Origin of the sequence: Plantibacter elymi (nom. nud.), assembly GCF_900177795.1 — a bacterium.
In the GTDB taxonomy this organism is placed as follows: domain Bacteria; phylum Actinomycetota; class Actinomycetes; order Actinomycetales; family Microbacteriaceae; genus Plantibacter; species Plantibacter elymi.
The window spans coordinates 102,412-123,289 of sequence record NZ_FXWJ01000004.1; the positions used below are offsets into that span (position 1 = coordinate 102,412).

The 20,878-nt window shown below is 65.8% G+C and carries 21 protein-coding genes; 8 read left to right on the plus strand and 13 right to left on the minus strand.

The genetic code is table 11. From position 1 onward, the window contains the following. Positions 1 to 380 precede the first annotated feature (380 nt). The 5 genes from CCK91_RS13030 to CCK91_RS13050 form a co-directional block, all read right to left on the minus strand. Positions 381 to 1,814: a hypothetical protein gene (locus CCK91_RS13030; protein WP_086474397.1), complete on the minus strand. Its 1,434-nt coding sequence runs from the start codon at positions 1,812 to 1,814 to the stop codon at positions 381 to 383. A gap of 185 nt (positions 1,815 to 1,999) precedes the next feature. Further along, positions 2,000 to 2,455: an NUDIX hydrolase gene (locus CCK91_RS13035; protein WP_165767054.1), complete on the minus strand. Its 456-nt coding sequence runs from the start codon at positions 2,453 to 2,455 to the stop codon at positions 2,000 to 2,002. A 131-nt stretch (positions 2,456 to 2,586) separates the two neighbouring features. Further along, a complete protein-coding gene (locus CCK91_RS13040; protein WP_086474399.1) occupies positions 2,587 to 3,123 on the minus strand; it encodes an HIT family protein in 537 nt (178 codons plus the stop codon). A 317-nt stretch (positions 3,124 to 3,440) separates the two neighbouring features. Continuing rightward, positions 3,441 to 5,102 carry a ThiF family adenylyltransferase gene (locus CCK91_RS13045; protein WP_086474400.1) on the minus strand — a complete coding sequence of 554 codons (1,662 nt, stop codon included), beginning with the start codon at positions 5,100 to 5,102 and terminating at the stop codon, positions 3,441 to 3,443. Then, on the minus strand, positions 5,099 to 6,070 hold the full coding sequence (locus CCK91_RS13050; RefSeq protein ID WP_086474401.1) for an SMODS domain-containing nucleotidyltransferase: 972 nt from the start codon (positions 6,068 to 6,070) through the stop codon (positions 5,099 to 5,101). Before CCK91_RS13050 ends, CCK91_RS13045 begins: the two co-directional genes overlap by 4 nt. Positions 6,071 to 6,340: 270 nt before the next feature. Here CCK91_RS13050 and CCK91_RS13055 point away from each other — a divergent pair, with 270 nt between their 5' ends. Further along, entirely contained in the window at positions 6,341 to 7,348 is a 1,008-nt protein-coding gene (locus CCK91_RS13055; RefSeq protein ID WP_165767056.1) for an SAVED domain-containing protein, read from the plus strand. A gap of 51 nt (positions 7,349 to 7,399) precedes the next feature. Here CCK91_RS13055 and CCK91_RS13060 read toward each other — a convergent pair whose 3' ends face one another. Further along, the gene (locus CCK91_RS13060; RefSeq protein WP_133059994.1) at positions 7,400 to 7,798 is read right to left on the minus strand and encodes a helix-turn-helix domain-containing protein; all 399 of its coding nucleotides are present in this window, start codon (positions 7,796 to 7,798) and stop codon (positions 7,400 to 7,402) included. Between the two features lie 94 nt (positions 7,799 to 7,892). Between CCK91_RS13060 and CCK91_RS13065 the strand changes: the two genes are divergently transcribed. After that, on the plus strand, positions 7,893 to 8,858 hold the full coding sequence (locus CCK91_RS13065; RefSeq protein WP_242664538.1) for a pyridoxal-phosphate dependent enzyme: 966 nt from the start codon (positions 7,893 to 7,895) through the stop codon (positions 8,856 to 8,858). Between the two features lie 140 nt (positions 8,859 to 8,998). Then, a complete protein-coding gene (locus tag CCK91_RS13070; RefSeq protein ID WP_086474404.1) occupies positions 8,999 to 9,508 on the plus strand; it encodes a hypothetical protein in 510 nt (169 codons plus the stop codon). A gap of 59 nt (positions 9,509 to 9,567) precedes the next feature. Here CCK91_RS13070 and CCK91_RS13075 read toward each other — a convergent pair whose 3' ends face one another. The 3 genes from CCK91_RS13075 to CCK91_RS13085 all read right to left on the minus strand — a co-directional run bounded on the left by CCK91_RS13075 (position 9,568) and on the right by CCK91_RS13085 (position 11,941). Then, positions 9,568 to 10,221: a ScbR family autoregulator-binding transcription factor gene (locus CCK91_RS13075; RefSeq protein ID WP_086474405.1), complete on the minus strand. Its 654-nt coding sequence runs from the start codon at positions 10,219 to 10,221 to the stop codon at positions 9,568 to 9,570. Between the two features lie 300 nt (positions 10,222 to 10,521). Further along, positions 10,522 to 11,325 (minus strand): hypothetical protein, encoded by an 804-nt coding sequence (locus CCK91_RS13080; RefSeq protein WP_086474406.1) that lies wholly within the window; start codon positions 11,323 to 11,325, stop codon positions 10,522 to 10,524. A gap of 4 nt (positions 11,326 to 11,329) precedes the next feature. Beyond that, positions 11,330 to 11,941, minus strand: coding sequence for a TetR/AcrR family transcriptional regulator (locus CCK91_RS13085; protein ID WP_086474407.1), 612 nt, complete (start codon positions 11,939 to 11,941; stop codon positions 11,330 to 11,332). Positions 11,942 to 12,047: 106 nt separating this feature from the next. Here CCK91_RS13085 and CCK91_RS13090 point away from each other — a divergent pair, with 106 nt between their 5' ends. After that, complete coding sequence (locus tag CCK91_RS13090; protein WP_086474408.1) at positions 12,048 to 13,544, plus strand: MFS transporter; 1,497 nt, start codon at positions 12,048 to 12,050, stop codon at positions 13,542 to 13,544. 80 nt (positions 13,545 to 13,624) lie between these two features. Here the strand turns inward: CCK91_RS13090 and CCK91_RS13095 are convergent, their stop codons facing one another. Next, positions 13,625 to 13,981, minus strand: coding sequence for a DUF2200 domain-containing protein (locus CCK91_RS13095; protein ID WP_086474409.1), 357 nt, complete (start codon positions 13,979 to 13,981; stop codon positions 13,625 to 13,627). Between the two features lie 117 nt (positions 13,982 to 14,098). Here CCK91_RS13095 and CCK91_RS13100 point away from each other — a divergent pair, with 117 nt between their 5' ends. Continuing rightward, on the plus strand, positions 14,099 to 15,190 hold the full coding sequence (locus CCK91_RS13100) for a CPBP family intramembrane glutamic endopeptidase (RefSeq protein WP_165767057.1): 1,092 nt from the start codon (positions 14,099 to 14,101) through the stop codon (positions 15,188 to 15,190). Here the strand turns inward: CCK91_RS13100 and CCK91_RS13105 are convergent. Together CCK91_RS13105 and CCK91_RS13110 are read right to left on the minus strand one after the other, a co-directional pair. Then, positions 15,132 to 15,647, minus strand: a complete 516-nt coding sequence (locus CCK91_RS13105) for a YbaK/EbsC family protein (protein WP_086474411.1) — start codon at positions 15,645 to 15,647, stop codon at positions 15,132 to 15,134. The genes CCK91_RS13100 and CCK91_RS13105 overlap by 59 nt on opposite strands. A gap of 67 nt (positions 15,648 to 15,714) precedes the next feature. Beyond that, positions 15,715 to 16,527: a DeoR/GlpR family DNA-binding transcription regulator gene (locus CCK91_RS13110; protein ID WP_086474412.1), complete on the minus strand. Its 813-nt coding sequence runs from the start codon at positions 16,525 to 16,527 to the stop codon at positions 15,715 to 15,717. A gap of 83 nt (positions 16,528 to 16,610) precedes the next feature. Here CCK91_RS13110 and galT point away from each other — a divergent pair, with 83 nt between their 5' ends. From galT to CCK91_RS13125, 3 genes are all read left to right on the plus strand, one after another. Next, on the plus strand, positions 16,611 to 17,762 hold the full coding sequence (gene galT, locus CCK91_RS13115; RefSeq protein ID WP_086474413.1) for a galactose-1-phosphate uridylyltransferase: 1,152 nt from the start codon (positions 16,611 to 16,613) through the stop codon (positions 17,760 to 17,762). After that, the gene (galK, locus tag CCK91_RS13120; RefSeq protein WP_086474414.1) at positions 17,759 to 18,919 is read left to right on the plus strand and encodes a galactokinase; all 1,161 of its coding nucleotides are present in this window, start codon (positions 17,759 to 17,761) and stop codon (positions 18,917 to 18,919) included. Before galT ends, galK begins: the two co-directional genes overlap by 4 nt. 133 nt (positions 18,920 to 19,052) lie before the next feature. Beyond that, entirely contained in the window at positions 19,053 to 19,970 is a 918-nt protein-coding gene (locus CCK91_RS13125; RefSeq protein ID WP_086474415.1) for a hypothetical protein, read from the plus strand. 26 nt (positions 19,971 to 19,996) lie between these two features. Here CCK91_RS13125 and CCK91_RS13130 read toward each other — a convergent pair whose 3' ends face one another. After that, complete coding sequence (locus CCK91_RS13130) at positions 19,997 to 20,869, minus strand: bifunctional methylenetetrahydrofolate dehydrogenase/methenyltetrahydrofolate cyclohydrolase (protein ID WP_071259424.1); 873 nt, start codon at positions 20,867 to 20,869, stop codon at positions 19,997 to 19,999. Between the last annotated feature and the right edge of the window lie 9 nt (positions 20,870 to 20,878).

Genomic DNA, 20,878 nt, shown 5'->3' on the forward strand with positions numbered 1-20,878 from the left:
ACGCGAGCGTCGCCTGCGCCTGCCGCGCCGCCTGCTGCTCCGAGGTAGCGAGCTTGTCTACTAAAGACCTGCGCTGAACCGCGATCTTGCGCAGTCGTTCTTGCACGGCGCTTACCGACATCTCTCTGTCCGCTGCCACGTCGAGCAAGTTTGCCTCCTGCGACTCGCAGCTTCTTCAACTGCACGGTGACGTTCCATTCGACTTGCAGTCCATCCGCTACCTGCTTTACGGCGTTGGGACCAGCGAGAGGGCGTCACTGCGAAGGCAGTTGAGCGAGCGAATCACCACGCTGTCTAGCCAGACGGAATTATGAGTAGGCTCGCGCGTGTGGCTGACCGCGTGCTCCACTCGAGCCAATGAGATAGCTGTCGGACGCCGCTTACCGAAGGCCCAGAAAGTCGCGCATGCGATCGGTGAGATCTGAGTCGTCCGCGACGTCCACATGAAGCGATCCGGTGAAGACCTCGTTGTAACCGCGGACCGTTGCCCTCCAAGTCCCCAAGATCGGTCCTGCCGTGCGCTGGTGAACGACGAGAATCGATTCACCGTCAGCAGACGCGAAACGCGCCTCGGGCCGAAGGTCGCCAATGGTGACGCCCACGTCGACGGACCCGCCGTCGGACCATGACGTCAGCGACGGCGGCGCGGCGGGCGAGGACATGAACGGCAGGGTCGGCATCGGGTACGTGATCGCACTGAACTGACTGTGCAGATCTCGACGAACCGGCCCCCAAACTCGTGGCGGATGCGGCAGGCCAATGTCCGCCCAACCTGGCTCGTTTCCCGCCTCATATGCGGGCTCGAGAGTAGTAACGGCTCCGGCCAGATGAATCGTCAACTCGACATCGTGCAGGAAGGTGTGCGTTTCATTCTGGACCGACACCTCGTTTGAGGGCAACGAGTGCCGCGCGAACTGCACTACCGCCTCGGGCCATGCGTCCCTGAATGCCGACGCCCAGCTGTCGATCTGTTCGCGATAGTCCTTCTCACTCCGGGCCTCGGGTTCGACGGTAGAGAGGAGAGAGGACTGCATCTGGTCGACCAGTCTCGAAAGACCGACGCTGGCATTCACAACCTCGGCCACGGAGGAAGGTAAGAGTGGTTCGCTCTCCTTCGGCGACATTGGGAGTGCGTCTATAAGCTTCCGGCGCGTCACGTCGATAAACTCGTCAACGGTGCGCTCGTCGTCGACGCCGATCCACGTAACGTTGCCGAGGACAGAAACGTCCATCTCGACGGGCGATGCAGCCGCAGCCGCTCCCCGCCTCATGAGCTGGTCCCATTCAGCGGATGTCGGTTCTCGAGTCTCGCCATCCGCCCGGCAGTAGACCCGACCGTCCTGCAAACCTTCACCGCTGGACCTGCATACGAAAGGTGGCTGACCGATCCGAGGCGGATCCACGAGGATGAGCACGACTTGCCTAGACGGTTCGACGGCAGCGACACGAACGATGTCCCACCGCGGCCCGTCAGCACCGAGAATAGGCTGAATGATCTTCGCGAGCGTCAGCATCTCGACCGGCGGCACCCCTTCAGCTCCGTTGACCGTCACACCAACGATCATCACGCCGTAGCCCTCGAACGCCTCGGCGGCACGGTCTGGCATACGGTTGGCCGCACCAAGGATGAATTTCGCTACCTTTTGCAGGCTGACCTTAGAGCTCAAGTCGCTCGGCCCCTTCAACTCGAGGTAGTGGCGTTCGGCAAGATCTCCGTGCTGAGCTGCGGCCTCCACCAGTCGTGTCGCAGCGAGCTCGCCCAACGGCGCGTGGGCCAGGTCGAGAACTGATGCGGGGTCGCGTTGCGGTGCCATAGGCCTCAGTATGGCCGAACCAAGCTCAATGAGTAGTAAGATTCGACAGACGTCCGCGGAACCGTGAGCGCTGCCCTATCACCACATCCGACTTCTTTCACCAGCCCCACTGAGGCTGGCGTCGCTTGCTAGAAGCATGGAGTAGCTCCAATTCCGTCAGGCCTTCTAGCGAAAATAGTGTTGCGCTAGCGATTCACGCCGTGTCGCGGAGCATCGACACGTTGATGCATCGCGGTCCCGGACATAGTCTCCAAATGAAGGGCGGCCAGCGACTTATCGTCACATAAATCGCCAGACAGTATCAAATCACGCAACTGGTCGGCATCAAAAAATTTGGACTCACTCACTTCGGTCATTTCAGCAGAATCCCCGCGCGGCGGCATTGCTAGTAGATCGGTAGCGAGGAAGACACCGGCTTCAAAGTTTGTCGCATTCGGGAGGCTCACGACATTGCCAAGCTGTCGCCACCTGCCGGCACCAACCCCGGTCTCTTCGTACAGTTCTCTCTGCGCGGCGACGAGAAGATCTTCAGAAGGCTCGACACCGCCAGCAGGCACTTCCCAGGTGTATCTGCCGATTGGATGACGATACTGGCGCACGAGAAGAAGCCGCCCCTGATCGTCTCTGACGACAATTCGCACGCCAGGGCTAGCGAACTCGACATAACGGTAATCTCCACCGCGGACAGCATCGCGGTCCTTCTTAACCGTGAAGAATGAATTTGTGTGGAGAACTTCCGCCCTCCATCGCCTTAGAGATATTTTAGACCGCATTACGAACCATTATAGATCGTATTTACCTGGCTTGGAAGCCTCTTGGCGATATTCAGCAGAGGAATGTAGTCCACTTCATGCGCATCCTTGTCCAATAGCGGATCGAACATCCTCTCCCTATCGGGGGCCAGATGGAGGTGGAAGTGACTCAGTTTCCTTTGGTCACTCACCTCGGCATCAACCTCGCTCCTAAACCGCCAAAAGAAGATATACTTGCCAGTGCGCTCACCCTCCGGTAAATTTGACTGAAAATTCCTAAGAGCATCCACGGCAATTGCGTATATTGTGAAGAGCTCGCCGGTTTCCACAACACTCAGATCACTCATTTCAACGACGTGCCTTCTAGGAATCAGCATCGTGTGATACTTCCAATAGGGTGACCGATTGAGTATCCATAGCCAGTGATTGGTCGACGCTAGAACGATTTGATAGTCCTGCCACTCACAGAAGGTGCATAGCTCCTCAGGCAGGGACTTCAGCCACTCGTCGTACTGGGCCCGTGGCATCAACGGGTGCTGAGGCGGCCTGTCAGACATCAGCGCACCGCGCTACCGGCACGCCGACCAAGCCGATGGGAGTGGTTCGTTGGACTAGTGCACGCAGCATAGATGCACGTTAGCAGCACGTCACCTTCCTGACGTGCTGCAGCTGCGTGTTCCTTTGGGGGGGGGTGGTTCTCGATTCGCCCGTGCACACCACGCATGATCTTGATTCGCGCGCAGTGTCGGCCATGCGAGTCCTCGACTCGAAAGAGAACTCGCTTTGCTGCTGAACGAACTCCTCACAATCCTGGGCGACAACGTAGGCGCTTCGGCCCGACCTCCTGCCACAGGCGGTCCGGGCTTCCCGGAGCCTATGATCTGGGCACCTCGATCCAGGCAGCGTTTACGCCCTGCGGCTCCGGGAGACGAAAGACCTGACTGCCGGAGGCGGTCGCGCCTCGGTGCCTGGCCAGTGTGCTGACAAGAATTCCTGCAATCGCCGCCATGTCTGCCGCTGAACCGTGAAAAGTAGGGATCGAGCAACCCCGAGTTGGCGTGACGAGATGCGAAGGCGCCGTCAGAGCCCAAAAGGAGTGGAAGTCTTCGAGGTCTGGTCGGTCAGTCACCAGCCGGCCTGCGGCATCGTCAATCTCGCGTAGTGGACGATCGTCCCCTACGCCTGCAACAGTGGCGATACCTCTAACGCCATGAGCAGGATCCGTCGCCACCTGAGCTAGGACACCTCGCCGATTAGGGAAGCTCGCAAGCACTGTTTGAAGGAGCTGCGAGGCGGCAACGTTAGCTGTCGCGTCAATCACAAAGTCGGCCGCAAGAACCGAGGCGCTTGTAGGCTCCTCGGTCGAGGTGGCCAGGTCATTGACAACCACTTGGTCGGAGATGCTGCGCAGGCGCCGCGCGAGGGCCGTTGACTTGATGTCTCCGACATCATCCTCGACGTAGTTCTGCCGAACGAGAAGGCCACCAAGGATTCGACCAGGATCTGTGAGCGTGATAGACGCCACGCCAGCGCGGACCATGAACTCAGCCATCCATGATCCGAGTGCCCCGCATCCGTAAAGGAAAACGCTGGCGCCTCGAAAACCCGCAGCCGCCGACTCGGCGTCCCGCCTCCTCGTAACAACTGGACGCTCATCTGACACGCTGCACCAGTCAATCTTCATGATCTCGGCAGGCGAGGTACGAGAACCCAGAGCGGCTGCGTCCGACTCCGTGATCCTGCCAGCTACCAGTTGGCTCGCGCCGCCCGCTGGATGTGGCACTCCGAGTACGAACATGAGCGGTCGCGCTCCAGCATCACCTCTCGATGCTAGAACCCGCAGCGCTTCGAGAAAGGCATCTCCCGTGTCTCCGATCGCAGCCAGAAGTTCGGAAAGGGTGTCGCCCGCGCCAAGCGGAAGCGGGCCACCACACGGCCATGAAAGGATCGGGAAGCTCGACTCACGAGGCTGCGAATGCACGTCAACGCGCCGTTCGGTTCGATACGCCCCATAGAGTCTTGTTGGCGTGTTCGGAACGTCGTCCCGGACAACCAGTACCGTCTCCGCTCTCGCACCCGAAGGGACTCCTCCGATCGCGTGGTACAGAGAGTCGCTCGCAGCAAACCGTCCGGCTGTAGCGTCGACCAGCCACTCCCAGAGGCGGTCGATAAAACCCACCGCAAGCTGGGCAGGGTTCCACTCTCGACTGGGATCGAGGTACACGCAGAGCTGCCGTCCGTGCATCACGTGCGGATAGCCGACAAATCGGTTGTGCACGACGAGCACATCGGGCGGACGAGTGGCCTCCGGCGCTACCACGATCAGGAATTGCTCGTTGGGTTCAAGTTTCATCCCGCCCTCCTCGCGCGTCATACCCGAGGTGTCGATTGAAACGAACAGCGGAAGCCGGCCACTAACGATGGCGCGCTGCTCATTGAGGCGTATCGGATAGTCGGGGCTCGTCGATAGGTGGGTTAGAGCTTCCACAAAGGCTTTTTGCCAAGCACTCAGCTTGCTGCCTCGATACGAGTTCATCCCGCTCGACCCGGCACGTACCCGGGCGTGACGGTCGGCGCAAACGGTCGAGGGTCAGTCTTCTTGCTGCCATCAGTGAAGCGGTCCCCGAAGATCTCGCGCCAGAGCTCCTCGCTCTCATCACGATTGGACGAGGCGAACGCTGCACGGGTTGTTTCGGCGATGGAGTGAAGGCGCGAGCGGAAATTTGAGTAGGTTCCCGGCAACCACCGGTGGTCGAAGGTCAAGCCCGTGCCAGATGGATCGGCCACGCTGGGCTGCTCAATCTGCGGCCAAATGTAGTCGTCAAGATCGCAGATGAGGTGGGTGAAGGCAGTCGGGAGATCCTGGTAGTAACCCGGATCGGCGAACTTCCTGCTGGCCTCGACCTGTTCACCAAGCAACGTTGTGAGGATGATCGATCGAACGCCTGTGAAACCGCGATGGTGCCGAACGTATTTCATAAGCCGGATGACACGACGAAGGTTGGACTGCGCTGTCGCGTCCTTCTCTTGCATCCATACGGTGAAGCCGTCCGGATTAGTGAGTTCCCAGCTATTTGTCTCATAGTTAGCGATGTATTCGGCTGCACCCTGAACGACTGCGGGAACGACATCAACATGGAATGCATTCGCGTAGACGACGCGGACGCACCGGTTTTTTCGTTCGAGGGTCATCTCCCCGTAGATTGTGCTGTCCTTGAGGGCGCGGCGGACCGCTCGAAGGTAGTCTTGAGGTTCCCAACCTTCCTGAAGCTCGAGCTGGAGAGTGAAGTCGGCATCGAAGTCCTTACCTGCCGGCGGGTTGATGATGGTGCCCTGTGCCCAGGATCCCTGTCTGGTCTTCTTGACGACCATCGGTCCGACCGTGGAGTCGTCTTGGAGCGCCCCATAGATACTCTCCGCTCGGCTCTCCATTTTTTCCAGGCGCGGCAAGCTCAGATTTACTGTGTCCTTGAGCAGTGCGTTGAAGTGTCCCTCGAGTTTCATGCTTTTCCAATCGGTATAGTCACGAGCAAGGGCGCGCCTCAAGTGAGCACGGTCCCAGTCCGAGGCTAGCCCGCACCGCCGACACTCAGCAGGAGGTTCCCCTTGAGCGATAGCTCTCTCGAGAAATCAGGGCAAAAGATACTTTCACGCGCGAAAGTTACGCCGCAAACTGAACGAGAAATATGGGCGAAAGCAGCAGGCCGGTGCGTGATGTGTGCTTGCTACCTGCTCAGTGCCAGTTGGGACTACGGCATTTACACGGTCGGTCAAGTGGCGCACATCGTCGGAGCTACGGACGCCAGCGGTTCGCCTCGCGGCCGGTCAACACTCTCCGGGTCAGCCCGCGCCGCCGCACCAAACCTCATGTTGCTTTGCTACGCCTGCCACAAGAAAGCGGACCAGGACCCCGAACACTACAGCCCTGACTACCTCATCGAGCTGAAGGACCAGTTCGAAAACAGGGTGCGCGCAGTTACGGATTTCTCGACGCTCGAACCAACCATTGTCATTCGACTCACGTCCCCGATTCGCGGAAACTCCGCTGTCATCGACGATGCGCAAGTCTCCGAGGCTCTCCGATACGCCCATCTGACCTACGCTGGTGAGGACGTGCGCGCTGCCACTCAACGAGTGACTCTGAACACCGCCGAAACAGTCGACGGGGTGTGGTCGACGGCCGCGTCACACATCGAGAAGAAGGTCGAGCGAGCTCTCTCCACCCTCGAAGAAAGCTCCGCACGATCAATCAGCGTCTTCGCTCTCGCTCCGATCCCCCTCCTCGTGAAACTTGGGCATTGCATTGGGACGAAGCACGCAACCCATGTCTTCGAGCGCCACCGGATCGACGGTGACGCGAGCTACCGGTGGCCGAACGAGGACGAGACTGAAACCGGTTTCGTAGTTTCCGATGTGGGATCAGAAGCTAGCGCCACCGATGTAGTGGCGCTCGTGTCGATTAGTGCCACTGTCCAGCAGGACAGAATGCCTTTGGACGTGCAGTCTTTCCCCAGGATCGAACTGACCACGGCGGGCACCCCGGGTCCTGGCCTGATTCGGACCTCATCCGCGCTCAGGCGTTTCGCCGATGCCTGGCGGCAGACCCTCCAGCGCGTAGAAGCCAACTTCCCCAAGGTTGAACGACTGCATCTGGTCGCCGCGTCGCCGATCGCGGCCTCGATCGAGCTTGGGAGGCATCATATGCACGATGCCCACCCACAGCTCCTGGTCTATCAGCTCGACGAGCGCCGGCAGTACGCGCCTGTATTGACAGTGGGATGAGCTCACCCGGGCGTGGCACGATGATCCAGACCAGACAGCCTGATCGACCATCTACCTACCAGGGCGCGGCCGTAGCTTCACACCCTCTGCAATCAGCACCCGATGAACCGCACCGAAGCTTGAGCCAAGACGGTCAGCGACGGGCTTGATGGCCAGGCCAGATGTGTAGAGCTCCACTGCCTCGGTCCGTTGGATCGGCGTGAGTGGTTGCCGACGCATCTGCACGCCCTGCCCATGAAGCAGATCCAGCATGCTCGGTTTCGAGATGCCGTAGTCCAAGCACAGTTGCGGAGTTCCGATGCCAGCGCGGTACTTCGGCACGATCTCGGAGACGAGCTCATCGTTGAGCCGTCGACGCACCAGCCAGGACTTCCCGGCTGCCGCCATATCCACCTGTTCCGGCGCCTCGCGGGCTAGATCTGCCAGTTTCTGCAGCTGTTCCAGGGGCAATTGACCCCGGTGGGATTTATTGGAGTCCGAGTCACCGGGCCCACCACGACGCGCGACGCCGGCGGATGCGATCTCGTCGTGACGAGGGGGACCCGTGAACGGCGATCAGCAGCTGATTCCCGACCCGACGTTCGTGTCGGGTCCGACGCAGGTCCACCTGGCGGACCGACTCGCGGTCGCGATCGGCCTCGACGCGGGCGACCTGCTCATCAAACGCGACGATCTCATCGAGCTCGGCGGCGGCGGGAACAAAGCGCGGAAGCTGCAGATCACCATGGGCGAGGCGTTGCGGTCTGGTGCGGGCGCCGTCCTCACGACCGGAGCCCCACAGAGCAACCACGCCCGGCTGACAGCGGCCGCGGCCGCCCGGGTCGGCCTCCGGTGCGTGCTCGTGCTGCAGGAAGAGGCACCGCCGAAGCCGCTCGGCAACGTCCTCCTGGATCAGTTGTTCGGCGCGCACATCGTCTGGTCCGGTGACGCGTCCGCGGAAGCCGTCGCCGACGACCTCCAGACTGGAGGTTCCCTCGGATCGGTCTCACGGATCCCGTTCGGCGGGTCGAACGCCGCCAGCGCGAAGGCGTACATCGACGCCGCCGGGGAACTCCGGAACCAGGTCCCCGACGTCCGCCACGTCGTGGTGGCTATCGGTTCCGGCGGCACGATGGCGGGGCTCGTCTCCGGTCTCGGAGCGGAGGTCGTACTCGGAGTCGACTGCGGCGCCGTGCCGGACGGACGCGCGACCGTCGCTGGACTCATCGCCGCCATGGGCCACGGCGACCAGTATCCCGCTGAGTCCCTCCGGGTCGATCGCTCGCAGATCGGCGCAGGGTACGAACACCTCACGGACGGCACCCGAGCTGCACTCACGCTCGCCGCGGAGCGTGAAGGACTGCTCCTCGACCCCACCTACACCGGTCGTGCATGCAGCGGACTCGTCGATGCCGTCGCGCGTGGTGACATCCGGCCGGGCGAGCGGACGGTGTTCCTGCACACCGGTGGGTTGCCCGGGCTGTTCGGTCACCCGGCGTTCGCCGGATCCGACGCAGAACCGCCAGTCTGAGTTCCGTCTCGGGTCAGCGCATGAAGGTCGCCGATCACTGGTCGTCGTTTCCACAGGCTCGGCGCGACCGTCTTTCTGCAACCATCGCCGTCGTGACGCCGGTGCTGTGCGGGTGTTCCTGTCGCAGGTAGGTTCGATGCATGGCTCAGACGCAGAACATCCAAGCTTTCCGGAAGGTGGTCGATGAGCCGTTGGCCACCTGGCCGAGTGCCTTCGTGGTGCTCCTGGCGGTGTTGGGCGTCGGCTTCGTCACGGCGGCAGCGTATGTCGGCCCCTTGGACGGCTATTCGGAGGAAGAGCTGGCGGAGACGCTGCCGATCTTCGTGTCCTCGTTCGGGGCGTTCGTCTTGGCCGCCGGGGTCGTCGTCCAGCAGGGTGCAGGAACGGTTCAAGTCCGGATCGACGCCGTCGTGCGTGCAGTGGAGCGTCTGACCGAGCCGACTCCCGCGCCGTCTCCGGGGACTCCTGCAGACGAGGCGCTGCTTCGCCGCTTCGGGGCGGAGATGGCGGGGTACATCGAAACCGTGACACGGCTGCGTCGACGCCTCGGCCTCGCCAAACGGACGAGCGCGGGCCTCGTCGGCAGTGCCGTGGTGATACTCGGTAGTGGTGCGGCGCTGAGTTGCTGGGCGCTACCGGTGCTCACCTGACACGAGTCCAGTGAAGGGAGGGCTGGCCGAGCCTTGCGTCGCGTCGCGCGCAGCCCGACCTAAAAGCCGAAGGCGTCCTCCCGGACGCGCGTCGCCGCTGACCGCCGCGCCTCGGGGACGATGGCGTCGATCGCGAGCCGCCACATGCGGTCCACCGACGCTGCGATGTCCGAGCGCCCGACCGTCGCCTGGGCGGTGAGCTGGACACCGGTGAAGAATCCGATCAGCGTGCGGGCCAGGTCCGGTGCCGACATCGAGCTCACCAGGTCCCCGGCCTGCAGCGCGACGTCGAGCTGAGCGGCCGTCCCCGAGATCCAATCCTCGTAGAAGGCGCCGGCCGGTTGGCTCAGCGAACCCTCATCGAGCGTGAGTCTGATCCCGGCACGGACCACCGGGTCGTTCTCGAGTTGGTCGACGATGGCGCGCGACACCCGGATGAGCCGTTCGAGGACCCCGTCGTACTGTTCCGACACCCGTGCCATGAGCGGCATCGACCGGTCGTGCTGCTCGTGGATGACCGCGAGGGCGATCTGCTCCTTCGACTTGAAGTGGAAGTACATGGACCCCTGCGAGATCCCGGATGCTTCCGCGACCATCGACAGACTCGCGTTCCCATAGCCGATGCGGTCGAAGACGGTCGCTGCGCCCTCGATGATCGCGTCCTGCGTCACCTGTCCGCGTTCCTGCGTGGGCGTTCGCCGTGTCCCCGGCATCCTGACCTCCTCGGGCAGCCTGTGCTCCGGCTCCGATCCATCGGTGCCGTATCCGTCGACCGTGGCCGGTCGGGGCCTCAGCCTAGGGCTCGGAGCTCACACAACCGACCTCTTCTCGATAACTGGTACGAACGACTTATTCGTGTCACACTGATGGAGGTGATGCCGCCGCAGTCCACGCCTCAGTGGACTGTGCGTTCGCGACGGGGGTTTGCGACGCTCACCGCCTCGACCGGTGGGTCACGCAGGGATCGGGGGATCCAGCGCTGCGTGATCCACCCGGTCACACGCCCGACGTGATCAGCGCGCGAGCAGCTCCGGGAGGCCCACCACCAGCGCCTCGTCCGCGAGGCTCGCGTCGACCGAGACGAACGACAGGACCGTGATCGCGACCCCGAGACGCGCGGCTGCTTCGAGCTTGTGGTGGCCGTCGAGCACGAAGTGCACGAGACCCGTGTGGGCGTCGGCGCTGTCGAACGGCTGCGTCCGGTCCAGCACGGAGACCGCGAGCACGGTCGCCGCTCCCCCGGCGCGAAGCCGCTCCTCGTACGAGGCCACGCGCTCGCGGTCGTTCCAACCGGGCGGCACCATCGGCACCAGGAACTCGAAGAGGGTCTCGTGATCGCCGGTCGTCCGGGTCGGGCCGCGGTAGTAGCCGGTCGCCGGGTCCTCCGGTGCACCCAGCGTGGGGTCGATGCCGCGGTGCGCGACCTGTTCCTGCGAGAAATAGTCGTGATCGCCACCCGGAGCGACCAGAACGGGCTCGATGGACAGCAGGAGCGGCAGATAGGTCCCCTCGGGCAGGATCGTCGACACGAGGTCGCGTAACGAAGGATCGTCGATCGCGGGCACGCCCTCGTCCAGGTGATCGTGCAGTGCGTCTGCGGCGAGCGCCCGAGCAGCCTCGTCCAGACGACGGAACAGCAGCGCGCAGCTTCCGCACGGGAAGCTCAACTCGAACGCCTGCGCGCCATCGACGATGAGGTGGCGTCCGCCGGGCTCGCGGAAACCAGTGAAGCGCAGTGGGGCGTCGGGTGTCCCGAGGTGGACCGGTGCCGCTCGATCGAGCAGCCCGGTTCGAGATCGGGCGGGTCCGTCGGTCATCGAGCTACTTCCGGACGGCCGGGATGATGACGCCGTCGATCACCGAGATGAGGAAATCTCGCGTCACGGGCTCTCGCAGCATGAGGACGCGGTAGCTGACCATCGCCTGACTCACAAGCGACAGCGTCTCCACATCGGCGTCCGCGCGGATCTCACCGCGGTCGATCGCGCGCTGCAACAGGAAGCGGTTGACCGCGATGCGCGGCTCCACGATCGCCGCATGGATGGACTCGGTGAGCTCCGGGGCATCCGAGATCATCGACATCACGCCGGCGAACACGCGCATCTTGCGCTCGCCCTCGGCGATGGACGGCGCCTTGATCATCGCGACGAGGTCGCCGCGGAGTGAGCCGGTGTCGGGCAACTTGGAGAAGTCGGGATCGATCTGCTTCATGCAGGCGACCGCGTCGATCACGAGTTCGGACTTCGACGCCCATCGGCGGTAGAGCGTCGCCTTGCCGGCCTTCGCCCGCGCGGCGACCATGTCGACCGTCATCCCGGCGTAGCCCGTGTCGGCGAGGACGTCGAGCGCGGCGTCGAGGATCTCGGCGTCCCGCGTGTGATCGCGCTTCCGGCCGAGCTTCGGCGCTGCGGGTGGGGTCTCGAGCTGCGTCATCGCGGCTCACCTCCCTTTCGTCTCCCGGAACAGCATAGTTCAGGAACTCGAACGTTCAGGAACTATTCGGTTCCGAAACTGTCCAGTTCCGTATAGAGTCCTCAGCATGACTTCGAACCTCGCCGCCGGAACCCCGGCAGTCTCCTCACGCCGCTGGTGGACTCTTGTCACCGTCGGCCTCGCGCAACTCATGGTCGTGCTCGACGCCACCGTCGTGAACATCGCGATGCCCGCCGCCCAGGCCGACCTCGGATTCTCCGACGGCGACCGCCAGTGGATCGTCACCGCCTACTCCCTCGCCTTCGGCAGCCTGCTGCTGCTCGGCGGACGCCTGTCCGACCTCATGGGCCGGAAGCGGGCGTTCATCATCGGACTCGTCGGGTTCGCGATCGCCTCGGCCCTCGGAGGCGCCGCGGACTCGTTCGGCACCCTCGTCGCCGCGCGGGCACTCCAGGGCGTCTTCGCCGCCCTCCTCGCACCGACCGCGCTCGCGATGCTCACGACCACCTTCACGATCCCGAAGGAGCGCGCCCGCGCGTTCGGCGTCTTCGGCGCGATCGCCGGCGCAGGTGGCGCGGTCGGTCTCCTCCTCGGTGGATTCCTCACCGAGCAGTTCGACTGGCGCTGGAACCTGTACATCAACGTCGTGATCGCCGTGGTCGCCATCGTCGGGGCGGTCCTCTTCATCACCACCCCGAAGACGACCGGCCCCCGCCCCAAGCTCGACGTTCCGGGCACCATCCTCGTCTCGGGTGCGTTGTTCAGCCTCGTCTATGGCTTCGCCAATGCCGAGACCGACGGCTGGGACTCACCGCTCAGCTGGGCCTTCCTGGCCGCGGCAGCCGTGCTCCTCGTCGTGTTCGTCCTCTGGCAGCGTCGGGCCGCACATCCGCTCCTGCCCTTGTCGATCATCCTCGACCGCAACCGCGGTGCCGCGTTCATCTCGGTCATGATCGCCGGAGCCGGGATGTTCGGCATCTTCCTCTTCGTGACCTACTACCTGCAGGCCTCGCTCGGGTACTCACCGCAGCAGACGGGCTTCGCCTTCCTCCCGATGATCGCGATGCTCGTGCTCGCCGCACAGCTGGGGACCAACCTCCTCGTCCCCCGCTTCGGCCCGAAGGTCATAGTGCCGTTCGGCATGACGCTCGGGGCGATCGGCATGCTCCTCCTCACCCGACTCGACCTCGACAGCTCCTATGTCGGCAACGTCATGCCGGCGCTCATGGTGCTCGGCTTCGCGATGGGATCGATCATGCCCGCCTCGATGCAGACCGCGACGCTCGGTGTCGACCGGGCGTTCGCCGGGGTCGCCTCGGCGACGGTCAACACGAGCCAGCAGGTCGGCGGGTCGATCGGTGTGGCGCTGCTCAACACCCTCGCGGCGAGCGCCGCCACGGCCTACGTGACCGACAACGCGCCGCCCACCCCCGAGGTGCTCGCGCAGGCCGCGATCCAGAGCTACCAGACCGCCTACTTCTGGGGTGCCGGGTTCTTCGCGGTCGGCGCAGTGACGGCGGCACTGCTGTTCCGCCGACGCAACCAGGGACTCGCCCTGCACCACGCCCCGGAGGCGTCCGCGGAACCGGTGCTCGCGCACTGATCCAACCGGGTTCCGAGCCCACGGCCGTCGCGCACTCGCGCGGCGGCCGTGTGCGTCATCGGAGGCCACGCGTTCGACGGTCAGGCGGAGGTGCGGAGGATCGACGACATCTTCTTCCCCTTCGCGACCTCGTCCACGAGCTTGTCGAGCTGACGGACGCGCTGCATGAGGGGATCCTCGATCTCCTCGACGCGGATGCCGCAGATGAGGCCCGTGATGAGCGACGCGTTGGGGTGCATCGCCGGCGCTTCGGCGAAGAAGGTCTCGAAGTCGGTACCGTCGGCGAGCACCCGTTTGATCGCGGCGTCGTCGTAACCCGTGAGCCAGGTGATGACCTGGTCCACCTCGTCCTTCGTGTGGCCCTTCCGCTCCGCCTTCGCGACGTAGAGCGGGTACACGCTGGCGAAGCTCGTCGTGAAGATGCGATGTCCGGCCATACCGGTCAGTCTCCCACCGTCGAGCGTTCGGGACCAGGCCGATCACCGGCTATCCGTCGCTCGTCGTCCATCGCTCGGGGGACGCGTCCTGCCGCGACGGCTGCCTACCCTGACAGCATGACGAATCCCGGACAGCACCCGCAGACGCCTTCGCCATTCCCCTCGACGACACCGGCGTCGATGCACGTCGATCCGGTCGCGCCGTCGCCGCAGCTCGCGACGTACGACCACGCCCTCCGCGCCGCACCGGCCTGGTGGCGTGGCGCGCTCGCGCTCCTCCTGCTCGTCGTGGGGTTCCTGATCCTCTCGATCGCGCTCGGCGGCATCGCACTCATCGTGGACGTGGCCACCGGGGCGTACACGCTCGACGACGTCGCGAACGGCCTCATGACCCTGACGCCGGTGACGATGCTCGCGAACAACCTGTCGCTCGCCGCGCTCATCCCGGTGTCGATGCTCATCCAGTGGGCGATCTTCGGCGTCCGTCCACGGTGGCTGTCCTCGGTGGAGGGGCGCTTCCGTTGGCGCTGGTTCGGGCGCCTCGCGCTCATCATCGGCCCGGTGTGGATCGTGTACGTCGGCGCGTCCGTCCTGCTCTCCCCGCTCGAGCCCATCGTGGTCGACGGCACCATGATCGCGATGCTCGCCGTCGTGATCCTCACGACGCCGCTGCAGTCGGCCGGCGAGGAGTACGGGGCGCGCGGCCTCATCCAGCGCTCCGTCGGATCCTGGTTCAGTCGACCGATGACCGCGTTCCTCGTCGGCACAGTCGTCTCCGGCGCGGTCTTCGCCTCGGTGCACTTCGCCGGCGACCCCTGGCTCATCGCCTACTACTTCGTGTTCGGCGCCTCGATGTCCTTCGCCGCCCGCGGGACCGGTGGCCTCGAGGCGCCGGTGCTCATCCATGCGACGAACAACATCCTGCTCCTCGTCCCCACGGCCCTCATGTCGCAGACCGACCAGGTCTTCGAGCGAGGCGAGGGCGCCGGCGGACCGTTCATGCTCATCCCGATGGCGCTCTGCGTCGCCGCAGCCGTCGTGAGCACCTGGTGGGGGCGCAGGAACGGCGTGACCGCGACGGCTCCGCTGCCGCCGAGCCGGGTGACGAAGCAGCAGGGGACGCCGCCGGCCGCCATGGCCGCTCCGGTGGCTACGCCGACGCAGCTGCCGACGACCCCGCAGGATCCGTCGGCGGCTCCACCGCGATGACCTGCCCGCCGGTCACTCGCACGAGCTCCTCGAAGGTCGTCGGGAACACCGTGTGCGCATGGCCGGCTGCGGCCCAGACCTCCGGGTAGGCAGCGAGCGCCTCGTCCACATAGGTGCGGATCGGTTCCGGGTGACCGACGGGCGCGACGCCACCGATCACCTGTCCCGTCGCCGCCTTGACGACCTCGGCGTCAGCACGCTTCAGCCGTCCACCGAGCCGCTCGCCGACCCAGGCGGTGTCGACACGGTGGGCGCCGCTCGTGAGGATCAGCGTCGGCTCGCCGTCGAGCGTGAACACGAGGGAGTTCGCGATCGCCCCGACCTCGATCCCCAAGGCCTCCGCTGCGAGCGCTGCCGTTCGTGCAGCATCGTCGAGCCAGGTGACCTCGCCCTGAGCCCCGCGATCGCGCAGCGTCTGCTCGACGATGGACACGGCAGGATGCGCTCGATCACTCATGCGACCATGCTGCCGCATCGGGCCGTCGGCGCGCGAGTGCCGGGACGCCGCGGGACGCGGCGCGAGGTCAGTCGCCGAGTGGGACCAGCGTCACCGCGAGTCCCGCTTCCCGGAGGAGTGCGATGGTCTCGGGTGCGGCCTCGTCGTCGGTCAGGAGGGCGTCGAAGGCCTCGAGCCCGGCGATCCGGCCGAGCTGCCGCACACCGAGCTTGGAGGCGTCGGCGACCACGACCACCCGCTCGGCGGCGCGGACCATCCTGGCCTTCACCTCGGCCTCGGGCAGGTTGACGTTGGTCACGCCATGGGCAGCGTCGACACCGTTGCAGCCGATGAAGGCGAGATCGGCATGGACCTGGCCGAGCAGCGAACCGGCGAGCGGATCGACGAGCGAATGCTGGAGCGGTCGGAGCGACCCACCCGTGACGATCACCGAGAACCTCGGGACCTCCGACTCGAGTTCGAGCGCGATGGTCAGGCCGTTCGTGATGACCACGACGTCGGCGAGGTCGCGGCGAGCCTTGAGCGCGCGGGCGAGGGCGAGGCCGGTGCTGCCGACGTCGACGATCACGCTCTGACCGGAGCGCACCATCGCGGCCGCCGCCTCACCGATCCGCTGCTTCGCGTGGGCCGAGGTCGCGGTCGCGAGTTCGATCGGCGACTCAACGGCGCCGCGTCCCTGCACGGGCATCGCGCCACCGTGCACGCGGACGGCGTCGCCCTGGTCGACGAGGGTGTCGAGGTCCGTCCGGGCGGTCACCCGGGAGACGCCGAAGTCGTCGGAGATGTCGGCCACGCGCACGAAGCCGCGCTCGTCGAGGAGCTCGCGGATGCGGTCGCGTCGCAGCGGGGCGGGCAACTGCATCGGCTCGGCGTCGGACATGCTTGAATCTTCGCGGACTTGCCTATACTTTTCAAGGCGAAACGTTGTACGTTTCCGTTCGACAACCCGTTCTGAGGATCCCCATGCCCCCACTCGACGACACCTTCGTCATCGACCCGGCGATCGCGAGCTCGACCCAGCGCCTCGCCGACGGTCGCGAACTCATCTACTTCGACGACGTCGACACGACGTTGCCCGCGGAGCGACTGCCCGACGCGCGCGAACTGGCCCCCCGGCCGCCGACCGCGTCCATGCGCCAGGACCCGCTGACGGGTGAGTGGATCTCGATCGCCGCCGCCCGCCAGAACCGCGTGATGCTGCCCCCCGCGAACCTCGACCCGCTCGCACCCGCGAGCCCGTCGAACCCCTCCGAGATCCCCGACCAGTACGACGTCGCGGTCTTCGAGAACAAGTCGCCGTCCTTCGGGCCACTGCTCGAGGACGAGAACGCCCCGGTCGATCTCGCCGACCTCGAGACGATCGGGATCGGCCGGACGCGCACCTCGGTCGGCCGATGCGAGGTCGTGAGCTTCAGCCCATCGAGCACCGGCTCCTTCGGTTCGCTGTCCCGCACCCGGGCGCGCACGGTGATCGAAGCGTGGGCCCGCCGGACGCACGCGCTGTCGCAGATCGACTCGATCCAGCAGGTGTTCCCGTTCGAGAACCGTGGGGAGCAGATCGGTGTCACCCTCCACCACCCGCACGGACAGATCTACTCCTACCCCTACGTGACCCCGCGCACGCAGCGACTCATCGCCGCGAGCGAGGCCTACGGTCCCGGACTCTTCGCCGACATCCTCGCCGCGGAACAGGCTGACGAGCGCGTCGTCCTCGCGGGCGAGCACTGGACGGCGTTCGTCCCGTTCGCGGCGCGCTGGCCCATCGAGGTGCACCTGCTCCCCCACCGGCACGTGCCCGACTTCGCCGCGACCTCGCTCGAGGAACGGGACGAACTCGCCGTCCTCTACCTGCGGCTGCTGCGCGGCGTCGACGCCCTGTACGACACCCCGACCCCGTACATCGCCGCCTGGCACCAGGCCCCGACCCGTGTCCACCGCGACGAGCTCCGACTCCACCTGCAGCTCACCTCCCCGCGTCGTGGAGCCGACCGTTTGAAGTACCTGGCCGGCTCCGAGGCCGCCATGGGCGCCTGGATCGGCGACGTCCCGCCCGAGACCACCGCCACCGCCCTGCGCGCCGCGATCGCCGCAGCCGACGAGGAGAACCCCGTATGACCGACCTGCAGCGCACCGCCACGAGCGGATTCGAGAACGCCTTCGGCAGCGAGCCGCACGGCCTCTGGACCGCGCCCGGCCGCGTGAACATCATCGGCGAGCACACCGACTACAACGACGGCTTCGTGTTCCCGATGGCGATCGACCGCCGCACCGTCGCAGCCGTCCGGCGTCGCGACGACGACCGCATCCGGGTCTCGAGCAGCTTCTCGCCCGAGATCGTCGAGGTCTCGGTGCGCGCGCTCGATCCCGACGCCTTGCACGGCTGGTCCGCCTACCCGCTCGGGGTCGCGTGGGCGCTCGGCCAGTTCGGGGCTCCCTTGCAGGAGGTGCCCGGGGTCGACATCTACATCGACTCCGACGTCCCGGTCGGGGCCGGCCTCTCCTCCTCCGCGGCCATCGAGGCCTCGGTCGCCGTCGCACTCACCGAGATCTGGCACCTCGACCACGACCGCCGGACGCTCGCGAAGATCTGCCAGCTCGCCGAGAACCGGGCGGTCGGTGCTCCGACCGGCATCATGGACCAGTCGGCGTCGCTCCTCGGCCGGCGTGACTGCGGCGTCTTCCTCGACTGCCGCTCGCTCGAGACCGACGTCATCCCCCTCGGCTTCGAGGAGCACGACCTCGAGCTGCTCGTCATCGACACGCGCGTCGAGCACGCCCACGTCTCGGGCGGGTACGCCGCCCGTCGGGCGTCCTGCGAGGCGGGGGCCGCAGCGCTCGGCGCCGACTCACTCCGCGACGTCACGGTCGGCGACCTCGACCGCGCTCGTGAGCTGCTCGACGACGAGACCTTCCGTCGCGTCCGTCACGTCGTGACGGAGAACCAGCGTGTCCTCGACACCGTCCGGACCCTGCGCGAGCACGGCCCGACGTCGATCGGCGAGCTGCTCGTGGCCTCGCACGCGTCGATGCGTGACGATTTCGAGATCTCGGTGCCGGAGCTCGACCTGGCCGTCGAGACGTCGATGGCCGCCGGTGCGATCGGTTCGCGCATGACCGGTGGTGGCTTCGGGGGTGCGGCGATCGCCCTGGTCCCCGTCGCCCTGGCGTCGTCCGTGGCCGAGGCGGTCACGGCGGCGTTCGCCGAGGCGTCCTTCACCGCCCCGACCATCTTCCCCGTCCGCCCCGCCGCAGGAGCCACCCGAGAATCCTGACCTCCCCCTCCCCTGCCCGCGAACTGTCACTTCCGGCTAGTCCCGACGGCTCGGACTAGCGTCGAGTGACAGTTCGCGGGCAGGGTGTGGAGAACTTCCGACGCCGAGACGCCGCAGTCGGCACCGTGGTGGGATGGTCCGCCGACGTCCCCTCCCCCTCGAACTCAGCAAGCAGCCGTTCTCCATGGCCGACGCCGACGAACTCGGCGTACCTCGATCGCGGCTGCGAGCGCGCGACCTCGCCACGCCGCACCGAGGCGTCCGGGCACCGCTCGACCAGCCCACGGACATCCCCGGACGCTGTCACGCCTACGCCCCGCTCCTGCACGATGGGCAGTTCTTCAGCCACGTGAGCGCGGCGGCGTTGCACGGCCTGCCCGTGCCCACCTGGGAACACGAGGCACCACTCGATGTCGCCTCCATCGCGCCGGCACGCGCGCCTCGAGGAGCGGGCGTGCGCGGGCATCAACTCGACGGGGACCACTGGGAGGTCGTCGCCGTCGAGGGACTGCCGGTACTGACCGCCGTCGACGCCTGGTGTCAGCTCGGAACCCGACTCCCCCTGGATGACCTGGTGATCGCCGGCGACGTGTTGCTCCGCCGCAAGCGACCGCTGGCCTCGGAGCAGCAGATCGTCCGCGGGCTGGCACGGATGAACGGCCGTCGCGGCGCGAAGCGGCTGCGGCTCGCGTTCTCGATGATGCGGCCTCGGACGGATTCGCCGATGGAGACCGCCTTGCGCCTGCTGATCGTCCGCGCGGGCCTTCCGGAACCGATCGTCAACGAGGTGATCGCGGACGCCCACGGACGGTTTCTGGCCTTGGGCGACCTGGTGTACCCCGAACAGCGGGTCCTCGTCGAATACGACGGCGGCACCCACTTCACGGATGAACGGCAGATCTTCCACGACATCGATCGCCTCGACCGCGTCATGGCAGCGGGCTGGCGGGTCATCCGGGTGAATCGCTCGCACCTGACGGACCCGTCGCCCATCCTCACCGCCCTGGCTCGCGAACTGTCACTTCCGGCTAGTTCCGGCCGCTCGGACTAGCGTCGAGTGACAGTTCGCGGGCTGGGTTAGGGGGTGGCCATGCGGACGACGTTGGCGAGGAGACCGACGCGGGTCATGGGGCCGACGCCACCGGGGTTCGGGCTGATCCACGAGGCGACCTCGGCCACGTCAGGGGCGACGTCGCCGACGACCCGGGACTTGCCGGTCTCGGGGTCGGTCTCACGGCTCACACCGACGTCGAGGACGATCACGCCCGGCTTCACGGCATCGCGCGTGACGATCCCGGGGACGCCCGCCGCAGCGACGATCACGTCGGCGGTGCGGAGGATGTCGTCGAGTCCGACCGTCCCGGTGTGCGTGAGCGTGACCGTCGCGTTGTATTCGCGACGGGTGAGCAGCGGGCCGATCGCGCGACCGACGGTGACCCCGCGGCCCACGACGACGACGTGCTTGCCCGCCCAGCTGATCCCATGGCGTTCCACCAGCTCGATGACGCCCTTCGGCGTGCACGGCAGCGGCGTGTGGATCGGGCGGTTCACGTTGAGCACGAGACGACCGAGGTTGGTCGGGTGGAGCCCGTCGGCGTCCTTCTCGGGATCGATGCGCTCGAGGATCGCGTCGGTGTCGATGTGCTTCGGCAACGGCAGCTGCACGATGTAGCCGGTGCAGCTCTCGTCGGCGTTGAGCTCGTCGAGGACGGCCTCGAGCTCCTCCTGCGAGACCGTCTCGGGCAGGTCGCGTCGGATCGACTCCATGCCGACCTCGGCGCAGTCGCGGTGCTTCCCGGCGACGTACCACTGCGAACCCGGGTCGGACCCGACGAGGACGGTGCCCAGCCCGACCGAGATGCCGCGCTCCTTGAGCGCGGCCACCTCGATCGCGAGTTCGGACTTGATGGCGGCGGCCGTGGCCTTACCGTCGAGGATCTGTGCGGTCATGCTCCCGCG

Bases quoted from the DNA above. Each gene is read 5' to 3' on its own strand.
- CCK91_RS13030 (WP_086474397.1), bottom strand. From the start codon at position 1,814: ATGGCACCGCAACGCGACCCCGCATCAGTTCTCGACCTGGCCCACGCG.
- CCK91_RS13040 (WP_086474399.1), bottom strand. From the start codon at position 3,123: ATGTCTGACAGGCCGCCTCAGCACCCGTTGATGCCACGGGCCCAGTAC.
- CCK91_RS13045 (WP_086474400.1), bottom strand. From the start codon at position 5,102: ATGAACTCGTATCGAGGCAGCAAGCTGAGTGCTTGGCAAAAAGCCTTT.
- CCK91_RS13050 (WP_086474401.1), bottom strand. From the start codon at position 6,070: ATGAAACTCGAGGGACACTTCAACGCACTGCTCAAGGACACAGTAAAT.
- CCK91_RS13070 (WP_086474404.1), top strand. From the start codon at position 8,999: ATGGCTCAGACGCAGAACATCCAAGCTTTCCGGAAGGTGGTCGATGAG.
- CCK91_RS13075 (WP_086474405.1), bottom strand. From the start codon at position 10,221: ATGCCGGGGACACGGCGAACGCCCACGCAGGAACGCGGACAGGTGACG.
- CCK91_RS13080 (WP_086474406.1), bottom strand. From the start codon at position 11,325: ATGACCGACGGACCCGCCCGATCTCGAACCGGGCTGCTCGATCGAGCG.
- CCK91_RS13085 (WP_086474407.1), bottom strand. From the start codon at position 11,941: ATGACGCAGCTCGAGACCCCACCCGCAGCGCCGAAGCTCGGCCGGAAG.
- CCK91_RS13090 (WP_086474408.1), top strand. From the start codon at position 12,048: ATGACTTCGAACCTCGCCGCCGGAACCCCGGCAGTCTCCTCACGCCGC.
- CCK91_RS13095 (WP_086474409.1), bottom strand. From the start codon at position 13,981: ATGGCCGGACATCGCATCTTCACGACGAGCTTCGCCAGCGTGTACCCG.
- CCK91_RS13100 (WP_165767057.1), top strand. From the start codon at position 14,099: ATGACGAATCCCGGACAGCACCCGCAGACGCCTTCGCCATTCCCCTCG.
- CCK91_RS13105 (WP_086474411.1), bottom strand. From the start codon at position 15,647: ATGAGTGATCGAGCGCATCCTGCCGTGTCCATCGTCGAGCAGACGCTG.
- CCK91_RS13110 (WP_086474412.1), bottom strand. From the start codon at position 16,527: ATGTCCGACGCCGAGCCGATGCAGTTGCCCGCCCCGCTGCGACGCGAC.
- galT (WP_086474413.1), top strand. From the start codon at position 16,611: ATGCCCCCACTCGACGACACCTTCGTCATCGACCCGGCGATCGCGAGC.
- galK (WP_086474414.1), top strand. From the start codon at position 17,759: ATGACCGACCTGCAGCGCACCGCCACGAGCGGATTCGAGAACGCCTTC.
- CCK91_RS13125 (WP_086474415.1), top strand. From the start codon at position 19,053: ATGGTCCGCCGACGTCCCCTCCCCCTCGAACTCAGCAAGCAGCCGTTC.
- CCK91_RS13130 (WP_071259424.1), bottom strand. From the start codon at position 20,869: ATGACCGCACAGATCCTCGACGGTAAGGCCACGGCCGCCGCCATCAAG.